The organism is Bacteroides sp., assembly GCF_019417265.1.
Taxonomy (GTDB): domain Bacteria; phylum Bacteroidota; class Bacteroidia; order Bacteroidales; family Bacteroidaceae; genus Phocaeicola.
On the sequence record NZ_DXVR01000008.1, the window covers coordinates 47,884 to 58,358 of the forward strand.

Consider the following 10,475-nt stretch of genomic DNA (forward strand, 5'->3'; position numbering starts at 1 on the left):
TTTATGAAACTAAATAAATTATTTATCGCATTTTCATTTGCCGGTTTATTATCCGGATGTGATTACCTCGACTTCGACGAGTCGCAGGGAAAGACTAAAGAAGAGGCTTATGCATATTTCGAAAATATAAAGAGCCTTGCCAATGCTGCGTACAGAAAACTGCCATCCGATTTTGGTGCAATAGGAGGAGCGTTGAGAGAATCTGCAACTGACAACTCTACATTCACCTGGGAAAGCAATGCCGTATATAAAATGTACAACAACACATGGAGTCCCCTCAACCTTATAGACAACCAGTGGGGGAACTATTACGAAGTGATACATGATATCAACTCTTTCTTCGAAAACTATTCTGAAGAAAACTTGCAGAGATATGCATGGAGCTCAAACTATGAAGAGGAAATCAAAAAGGCAAGGATGTACTCAAACGAACTCGTAGTTCTTAGAGCTTTATACTATTTCGAACTTGTAAAGAGATATAAAGATGTTCCATTGCTGAAAAACACCCTTACTCCGGAAGAAGCAAATAAAGTTAAAAAGACCCCTTTCAACGAGGTAATCGCATTCATCGTACAGCAGTGTGACTCTGTAGCTAACTCACTTCCGACAGATCACGCCAGTTTCTTCGAAGAGACAGGACGAGTTACTAAAGGTGCCGCAATGGCTATAAAGGCAAGAGCGCTACTCTATGCAGCAAGCCCACTGTTCAGCGAAGGACAGGACGAGATGAAAGGTTGGGAAGCTGCTGCAAGAGCATCAATGGACATTATCAAAACAGGTATTTATTCATTACCTAATATTGATAGTGACCCATTGTACAATAAAGAAGGCGGTAATAACCTCTTCAAGTCCAAACAGATGATATTCGAAACAAGAGGTGGCGAAAACAACTCGTTCGAAGCAAGAAATCTTCCTATTGGTTTCAAAGGATTTGAAATTTCAGGTGGTAATACTCCGACACAAAACTTAGTGGATGCTTTTGAGACAAAAAACGGATATTCAGTGAAACTTGTAGGCAATACTTGGGTAACAGATGCTCCTGACTTCGATCAGACAAAGCCTTATGCAAACAGAGACCCACGTTTCTATAAAAACATAATGTACAACGGAGATACATTTATGGAAGAAAAAGTAGAGACATTCGCAGGAGGAAAGCACGGTCTTCCTACAGACGGTGCCACTCTTACAGGCTACTACATGAAGAAACTCATTAATGAGACTGTAAACCTCAGCCCGACAAACAACGTGAAGAAGTTCCACCACTACCCTTCGTACCGCTATGCAGAAGTTCTGTTGAACTATGCAGAAGCCATGAACGAATGGAAAGGTCCTGACTACTCGGACGGTGAATTCCATCTCTCGGCAAGAGCAGCTCTTAACCAGGTGAGAAAGGCAGCAAACATGCCTGATGTAAAAGCAGCTAATCAGGATGAGTTCCGTGAGAAAGTACGCAACGAACGCCGCGTGGAACTTGCATTCGAAGGCCATCGTTTTTGGGACATCAGACGCTGGAAAATCGGTGATGTCGTAAAGGAAATATACGGTGTAGAAATACAGAACAACGGAGGTACGCTGACATACACAGCGAAGAAGATACAGGACAGAGTTTGGGAAGACAAGATGTATCTGTATCCTATACCTCAGAAAGAAGTATATATTAATCCCGAAAACTTGACACAGAATCCGGGATGGGAAATCAACAATTAATTCATCTTTTTAAGAAAACATTATGAAAATAAGATTTATACCACTTATCGGACTTATGCTGAGCATGGGATACATATCATCCTGTAGCGACGAAGTAGTACACGATATGAACAAAGATATTACAAGTACTCTGCCGAACTCTCCCGAAGAGGGTTCGGTGGTAGCCAGAATGAACAACGACATCAAGGCACTGATGAGAATCGTAAACGGCGAGAAAGTCAGCTACTTCAGCAGAATGGACGGCAAAGGATGTACGTTTGCTTTCGATGATGATACTTCATTCGAAATATCCATAAACGGCGAGAGTAAAAGTGTAAACATTCCTATAGCAGGAATAGACAAGGACGGTTTCTGGACATACCTGTGGAACAACGAAATTCTTCCTCTTACAGACAGCGAAGGTAATACCGTAAAAGCAGTTTCAAAAGAGAGTAAAGCTAAAGCACCTCAGTTCAGATTGAATATAGCAAACAAATGGGAAGTCTCTTTCGGAGGTAACAAATGGAACATGCTTAATGATATTGCTGTCAGCAACATATCGTCAGACTATTCAGACTATACTCCATTTGCCTCTTATAACGAATCGGAAGACGGAGCCACAATACAGATTATCCTGAAATCGGACAATTATACCATTACATCAGGAGTAATAAAGAAAACAACTACAGAAGCATGGAATAAGTTTACAGCCGGAGCATCAGACAATCTTCTGCTTGACTTCTCTTATGCAGGATACAAACATGCAGAAGTAGAGGCACCAAGTGTTGCGTCACTAAAAGGTAGCGGCTATGTAGAAGAAAATGTACGCGAATACATGAACGCACATCCTGAACTTTCTGCAAGAGATGCATTCCTTCAGCTCCTGAAAAAACATCAACTTACACGTATTGATGAAGAGAGCAAGGCATATCAGAATCCTGAAGCAAAAGTTATATTCTATTTCCCAGAGGGCGAATATATATTACACAGCGAAGCTGACAATACCAATAGCCCCAATAAAAAGAACCCGGCTTACGACAGCAAAGGCAATAATACAAGTAACCCTATAGGTATTTATGGAGGGCACTTTGTAATCAAAGGCGACGGTAAGGGAAAAACAAAACTTATAATGGATGCTCCGAACTTGCCCACGGACAAAAATATATTATACTCATCTCCTACTTTGCTTAATATAAAGCACAATTCCGGATTTGGGGATAATTCTAAAGTTACATCCGACTCACCAAAGGGTACATTCAGTATTACTGTCGATAATGCAAGCAAATTTTCTGTAGGAGAATGGGTTGCACTGACAATGAAAAACAACGACCCGATATTGGTAGCACAGGAGCTTGCTCCATTCCCTGTAAACGACAAATGGACAGGTATTGTAAAAGATGGAGTTCAGGTTCAGGACTATCATCAGATAGAAAAAATAGAAGGAGACGTAGTCACATTCAAGGAGCCGCTGATGTATGGAGTAGAAAAGAAATGGGGATGGTATCTGAGAAAGTATCCTCACTATGAAGAGATAGGTATTGAAGACCTCACATTCGTAGGAAAAGCAAAACCTGAATTCATACACCATGGAACATGGGACGATGACGGAGGATATAAACCTGTAAACATGCAGCGTGTAACAAACAGCTGGATGAGAAGAGTAGAGTTTACAAGTATAAGCGAAGCCTGCTCCGTAACAGGTAGTGCAAATGTATCTGTCTATGACATCGACATTAATGGTTTCCGCGGACACTCTGCAATCCGCTCTGCCGGCTCATCAAGAGTATTCATGGGTAAGATAAAAGACTTCTCCGACGGTATAAACGCCAAGACTAAAGCATTCGAAAAGGGTGTAGGACAGTTCCACTCTGTAGGTGTATCAAAACCAAGTATGGGTGCTGTAATATGGAATGTTTCATGGGGTTCGGACGCATGTTTCGAGGCTCATGCCACACAGCCTCGCGCTACTCTGATAGACAATTGTTCGGGAGCTTTCTTCCAGGGACGTCACGGAGGTGCGGAAAGCGAATTGCCAAACCATTTGGGTGACCTCACAGTATGGAACTTCTATGCGACACATTCTCCTCAAGGGGCAGGATTCAATAACTGGGGCGGATGGAAGATACATATGCCTCTGTTTATAGGATTCCACGGTGAAAAGACAAATTTCAACCTTGAGCAGGTAAAACTCGACGAAAGTAACGGTGTACCGGTAGAGCCACGTTCTCTCTACGAAGCACAGCTCGAAAAACGTCTCGGACAAGTTCCTGCATGGCTGAAAGCATTGAAATAAAACAAATTAAGTATAAACAGATGTTTACCCAAAACGTGTCCGTTTTGGGTAAACTTTTTTATAACAATCAGTATGTACAGAAAAATTATCCCTATTACTCCTTTTCTGATTTATGCAGGAAGCATAAATGCAGATACAAGACCAAACATCATCCTTATAAATATTGATGACTTAGGATGGACAGACCTGAGCTGCAATGGCAGCAAGTATTACGAAACTCCGAATATCGACCGTCTGAAAACCAGTGGTGTATGGTTCGGACAGGCATATGCCGGCGCAGCCAACAGCGCCCCGAGCCGTGCCTGTATGCTTACCGGACAGAATACTATGCGGCACGGTATATATACTGTAGGAAATCCCGACAGAGGAAACAAGACAAAAAGAAAACTTATAAGCTATCCCAACAGGACATCTCTGCCCGAAGGATTTCAGATTCTGCCAAAGGTATTGAAAGACAACCGATATGCTACATATCACATAGGTAAATGGCATGTCACAGAATCGCCTAAGAAATGTGGTATAGATATAAATATTGGAGGGAATCATGCCGGACATCCTAATACTTATTTCTCACCATACAGAAATCCAGACTTAAAAGATGGTCCGAAAGGTGAATTCCTCACAGAAAGATTATCGGCCGAAGCAGTAAACCTGATAAAGAAAGCCGACAGCAGCAAGCCATTCTTTCTTTATTTTGCAACATACGCTGTTCATACTCCTCTTCAGGCAAAAAAAGAAGTTATAGAGAAATACAAAAAGAAAAAAGGTACTGCTGCACACAATAATCCGGTATATGCCGCATTAGTAGAAGAAGCAGACCGTGCGGTAGGCAAAGTACTTAAGGCTGTAGAGGAAAAAGGCATAGAAGAGAATACTCTCATAATTTTCACTACAGACAATGGAGTTGTTTACGACATATCTCGCCAATGGCCGCTCCGTGCAGGTAAAGGCTCATTCTACGAGGGTGGTATAAGAGTACCCATGATTGTCTATCAGAAAGGAAAGTTCGAAAAGGCAGAGCATCCGGATGCTGTAGTATCACAGCTCGACATCTTCCCTACCCTTATGGAACTGACAGGAACGGAGACCGATAATCTGAGACTCGACGGAAAAAGTCTTGTAAACATACTGAACGGCAAAGAGGAGTCTAATGAAGATGAACGTACACTGTTCTGGCATTTCCCGGCATACCTCGAAGGCGGGAACAAGGAAACTACAGACAGGGTATTCCGCTCGCGCCCGGTAAGCGTGTTGCGTAAGGGAGACTGGAAAATCATACTTAACTATGAAACAGGCCTTTACGAAATGTATAATATAAAAGATGACATAGGCGAAAAGAAGAACCTTATATCATCATATCCGGGTAAGGCCTACGAAATGATGACAGAACTGCAGAAAAAAATCAAAGAGACAAACTCGCCAAATGATTTCAAGCTAAATCCTTTCTTCAAGCCTGCCACAGAAAAAGAACAGACAGCTAAATGCAGTATGTCGCCCGAACAGATTTTTGCATACACCAACTACCGCAAGTACAGCAAACAGGCAAAAGAGAATAAAGACAGCCGCAAGGCAGAAGCAGTAAAGACGCTCAGGAAATATTTCCACGACAAGCCGTACAGAGCTGTAAAAGACCCCGGAACAGAAGCAGTAAAGGAATATCTGTCACTGTTGGCGGACGACGGAACATTTACCGATATGAATCCCATAGAAGAAGGGTTCAGAAAAAACGGCGACTACTACAAGGGATACGAAAATACTACCGACGACAAGGTTGGACTTTTCATCGCAAAAGCTCTGAACAGGGTGTATTCTGTATGTCATTCACGCAATGAAGGCAATATAAAATACGACGACAATACTTTTGAGAAACTCATGAAAGCCGTACTGCATTACGGCAACATAGAGATATCGCGTCCCAACTACGTACAGCGTTTCCATGCGTCATGTTTTGCCATTCCGTCTGCCGCCTCGAACATATATTTTGCATGTCTTGACGAAATGGACAAGGCAGAACACGGAGAGTCGTCGGAACTGACTCTGAAGGCATGCGACATGCTTAAAGTCCTTGGACTTGAGGCATACACACAGCCATTGAGAAACGATGATACAGACAATAACGTAATATCCGTTGACCGCTTCCGCAAACATGTATGGTGGGTTGGAGGAAATGCATTGGCCTACCGTTCACTGCTCCCTGTAGCGGCAATGTTCTCGTCTGTACCAATGATTGACCTGCTTGCGGATATATGTCTCAAAGGTATAGACATGACATCGCAGACCACTTATGACAAATCGTTCTGGACAGAGGGATTTACTGCCGACGGTGCCGGATGGGGACACGGCAAGCAGTGTCTGATATGGGGATACCCTATAGACGGCACATTCAATGCACTGAATATGTTGGGAATGCTGAAAGGTACTCCATGGGCGGCATCACTTAAGCCGGAGAACGTAAAAGCGCTTATGAACTTCTTCCGCGGAGGGAACTGGTATTACTATAAGGGATACCGCCTGGTGGGAATAGACAGGAACTCGTGTTCTTACAATCCCTACGAAAGCCACATACCTTACAAGAAAATGCTCGACCTTATACTCAGAGACTGGTCCTCTTCTTTCTCGGAAAAAGAAATCACAGAGCTCGAACAGCTGCAGAAAGAAGCAGACAAAAACAGAATACTGATGGCCGGATATGACAAGGGTATATACAACGGCATAAGATGGTTCTTCAACAACGATGATATAATAAAGAAGAACAAAGACCATATGATATCCGTGAATATGGGAACTGTGAGAAGCGACGGACTGGAAAGCGCTGCATTTGCCGACAACTATAATTTCTATCCTACCGACGGAATGACGCTGTTCATACGAAACGGAAACGAGTATTTCAAAATCATAGGAGGATGGGATGTCACTGCATCGCCCGGAGTAACTGCCCGTGAGGGTATGGACAGGCTGAAACCCGTAACCAATTGGCGCGGATATTGCAGCAAACACAACTTTGCCGTCGGGGCGACAGACCGCTCGGAATATGCAGCCGCAGGATATATTTTCGAAAAAATACACGGAGCTGACAAGAACATGGATGGAACGAAACAGGCTCTGTATGATGAAAACCCGATGCTCTACGGTTCCAGGGCGCATAAGGGCTACTTCATGATGGACGACTATTTCATTGCCTTAGGAGCAGGAATTACAAACGACAGGCCGGAAATGGAAGGATGCATACGCACCACCATCGACCAGACTGCATTGGAAAACGATGTCATACTGTCCGTGGGAAGGCGAAGTGAAAAACTTAACAAAGGCGTAAAGGAAATAGACCTCCGGGGAAAGGACAGAATATGGATTACACAAAAAGGAAAATTCTCTTATACCGTATTGCCAGAGTATACCTCCAACCTATATGTATCATTGGAAGAGAAAGAAACTGAATGGGAGAAACTAAACCCTACCAACAAGAAGCGCACCGACCTCCCGACCACAGTGCCGGTACTGCGCATATGGACCGACCATGGGCAGAAAACGACCGACGACACATACGGATATGTCGTCTTTACCGGAAAAGGTAAGCCATCGGCTGAACTACCGTTCGAAATCCTCCGCAACGATACTCTGATACAGGCCGTAGCATCGGAAAAAGAGAAAGTAATCTCGGCAGTATTCTATTCCGCCGACGAAACACTGAACTACAAAGGACGTACCATAAGCGTATCATCGCCATGCGGCATAGTAATTAAGGACCAAGGCAAGGGCAGATATGAAATATCGATAGCAGATGCTACAATGAATCCGGACATCAAAACAATAACTATCACGATAGATGGCAAATCGGCTAAAATAGATATGCCGCAAGACTTGTACTGTGGAAAGAGCATCACAGCAAATATCAGCTTATAATCCGCAAAGTAATACAACGACAATAAATTGACTTAAAAAAACAATACGTAATTCCAATTTACGGAAAGGGGGTGACTTCATAACGAGGTCAACCCCTTTTTTTCAGCATGTCCTACAAATTAAAAACATACTGAAATTGTAAAATATAAATGAATAGAGCAATGAGTACTCAATAATTTAAGCCTCACAAGTTCAACCTATAGGTTACAGGCCGACAATGAGACAAGATTTAATACATAAAAATTTACGGATGTAGATTATTTTTTCCTTACAAATACAGAAAAATTAATCCGCATTGAACAAATATATCGTCAACAGAGACATAGCCAACAACGAAACTCCGTACTAGCCAACTGAGAGTATGATAAGCCAAACTTCAGTAAAGGCCCTGCCAAGATTGGCGTAACACGTACGTGTCACACCAATTAACATAGGAATCTTGTTATAAATAAGTATCATGTCAAGATAAACAATTCACGAACTTCGCATAAAAAAATGATGTCCACATCGCTGCGGACATCATTTTCTTCAATTAGACTTGCGTATTTATTGTTTAATTTTCAGGCATGTATGGAACCATCTCTACATCCGATATAAAGATTTCAGATATCCTTTGAGGATAATCCGCCGTTGTTTTATCATCTTTTGTATAAAACTTAAGAAAGAAATTGTTTACGTCGGTATTATCATTAAAACCACCAGGTTCAGCAGACCCTAACTTTGAAGATATTTTCTTAAAGTTTACATATATCGTAGCGTTCTGCCATTCATCGGTATCTACGTTAGAAATAGAAACAGTAGTAGCATTAAGTTTATTAACAGCATCCATATTGCTTCCTATAGCAAACTTATCCTGTCCTTCATGTAAATATAATACGATACCAACCTTATCTCGTTTATCCTCTCCTTCCTTCTTGAATGTAGAGAATCCCTTATATTTAAACGTAAGCATATATATACCATTGGTTGAAATATCCACTGCATCAGCCTTATAATAACCAATCGGAGCAATATAATAACTGTTTCCTAAAATTTTTCCTGTTTTAGGATCGGCAGAAGATGTAAATGTCAGTTTTGCAGCCTTTCCCCAGACAGTTCCTGTTTCTTCAGTTACTTCAGCTTTTCCGGCCTTGTAATTATCATTTATGAAATCATACCAATTTGACTCAGTCAATTCTTTATTCCATTTAGTCAGTACATCAGAAGCAAGAGGACTTATAATGCTCTTTACTATCGGTTCCTTGTCAATAACAAGGTCGTCATCGTTTATTTCAGTCCTGTTACCCCAATCTGCTATCGTACCATTGCTTATGCTGATATCAACTTTAGGATTTGCATCGCCAATCACAATAGCCATACTAGTATATTTACCTTTAGCCAAAGCTATAGTACTTTCATTTGAGACATCAAAGGCAGCTTCATTGGTTTCAATTCTGATAAAATTTTTGTTAGCTACAAATTCTTGTGCAGGAACAATTGCACGGTATTTATATCCTTCTACATTATACATAATAATTTCCTCGTTCGCCTCACCGCTGGTAGCTACTTCACCACTCTTAATATCTATATTGGCATTTTTCTTTACATTTACAAGAGAAACCATGGTTCCTTCCGTAACCCTGTCACCCTTAAGAGTTACCTCTACAAGAGAAAATGCATGGTCATAATTCAAGACAACCTCTGTTTGCCCTTTCTCAGTTGCGCTAATCTTGCCGGAAAGAAGAAAATCATTCTCCATGTATCCTGCACTTTGATCGGTCGAAACACTTGTAGTGAAATTCTGGTCAAAAGTCGCTTTATCCGTATATGGATAATACGCATAATAATCTAATACTTCTGTTTCTTTTATCTGAATTCGGTTATCACCTGCCATCCAATCGTCTTCACCCGTATGCAGATATTTTACATTTGAAAATTTTACATTCTCACGTTCCAATGCAAAAACTCCTACAGCATCACCACTGACAAATGTAGTACCATATTCGCCATTTGGTGTAGTCTTAGAACTTGGAGTAGCTTTTATACTCATCTTAAAGTCAACATTACCGCTGCTCACATCGTTGTTGTTATCTACCATATCTTTTTGGCATGACATGAAAGAAAACATTCCCATTGTAACGATAAATAAATTCCTTACTTTCATTTTTATGTGTTTTTATGTTTTTGAGATTATTCTTTTCAAGGCTCAAACATTTGCTTTTAAGTAGTACAAAAATAACATTTTTATCCAATCACGTATTGTACATTTGTGCCTAAAAACATACCACTTTATCGTATGCCAAATTTGAGTTATTACTTCCACAACACAAAAAGGTATAACACAAGAGGTAAATACCTTATAATTAATACAATAGCATATCAAAAAATGATTATAAAAGAAATATTGTTTCCGAAAATATTATATATTTTTTGAGGTAAGCAGTTCATTATATTTGTACGACAAAAACCTGTATTGAAATAGTATTATGAATATTTGATTTTATTGTACATTATATACGGCAACGAATACATATAAACTACCTATATGCAATATATTTAACGTACAAAGTTACTACAAAAAAGTGAAATGCGGAAGAATATGGTAATGGATTTGATT

4 protein-coding genes are annotated in these 10,475 nt (G+C 40.8%); 3 read left to right on the forward strand and 1 reads right to left on the reverse strand.

What is annotated here, in order from left to right; all coding sequences use genetic code 11:
• Positions 1 to 3 precede the first annotated feature (3 nt).
• The 3 genes from QZ379_RS02290 (at position 4) to QZ379_RS02300 (ending at position 7,879) form a co-directional block, all read left to right on the forward strand.
• A complete protein-coding gene (locus QZ379_RS02290) occupies positions 4 to 1,707 on the forward strand; it encodes a RagB/SusD family nutrient uptake outer membrane protein (protein WP_291557866.1) in 1,704 nt (567 codons plus the stop codon).
• A 22-nt stretch (positions 1,708 to 1,729) separates the two neighbouring features.
• Positions 1,730 to 3,979 carry a DUF4955 domain-containing protein gene (locus QZ379_RS02295; RefSeq protein WP_291557870.1) on the forward strand — a complete coding sequence of 750 codons (2,250 nt, stop codon included), beginning with the start codon at positions 1,730 to 1,732 and terminating at the stop codon, positions 3,977 to 3,979.
• A gap of 72 nt (positions 3,980 to 4,051) precedes the next feature.
• Positions 4,052 to 7,879 (forward strand): sulfatase-like hydrolase/transferase, encoded by a 3,828-nt coding sequence (locus tag QZ379_RS02300; RefSeq protein WP_291557872.1) that lies wholly within the window; start codon positions 4,052 to 4,054, stop codon positions 7,877 to 7,879.
• Positions 7,880 to 8,432: 553 nt separating this feature from the next.
• On the opposite strand, the gene QZ379_RS02305 is transcribed toward QZ379_RS02300, so the two are convergent.
• Positions 8,433 to 10,022: a fimbrillin family protein gene (locus QZ379_RS02305; RefSeq protein ID WP_291557874.1), complete on the reverse strand. Its 1,590-nt coding sequence runs from the start codon at positions 10,020 to 10,022 to the stop codon at positions 8,433 to 8,435.
• Positions 10,023 to 10,475: the final 453 nt, after the last annotated feature.

Coding starts and splice junctions, on each gene's coding strand:
- QZ379_RS02290 (WP_291557866.1), top strand. CDS start 4: ATGAAACTAAATAAATTATTTATCGCATTTTCATTTGCCGGTTTATTA.
- QZ379_RS02295 (WP_291557870.1), top strand. CDS start 1,730: ATGAAAATAAGATTTATACCACTTATCGGACTTATGCTGAGCATGGGA.
- QZ379_RS02300 (WP_291557872.1), top strand. CDS start 4,052: ATGTACAGAAAAATTATCCCTATTACTCCTTTTCTGATTTATGCAGGA.
- QZ379_RS02305 (WP_291557874.1), bottom strand. CDS start 10,022: ATGAAAGTAAGGAATTTATTTATCGTTACAATGGGAATGTTTTCTTTC.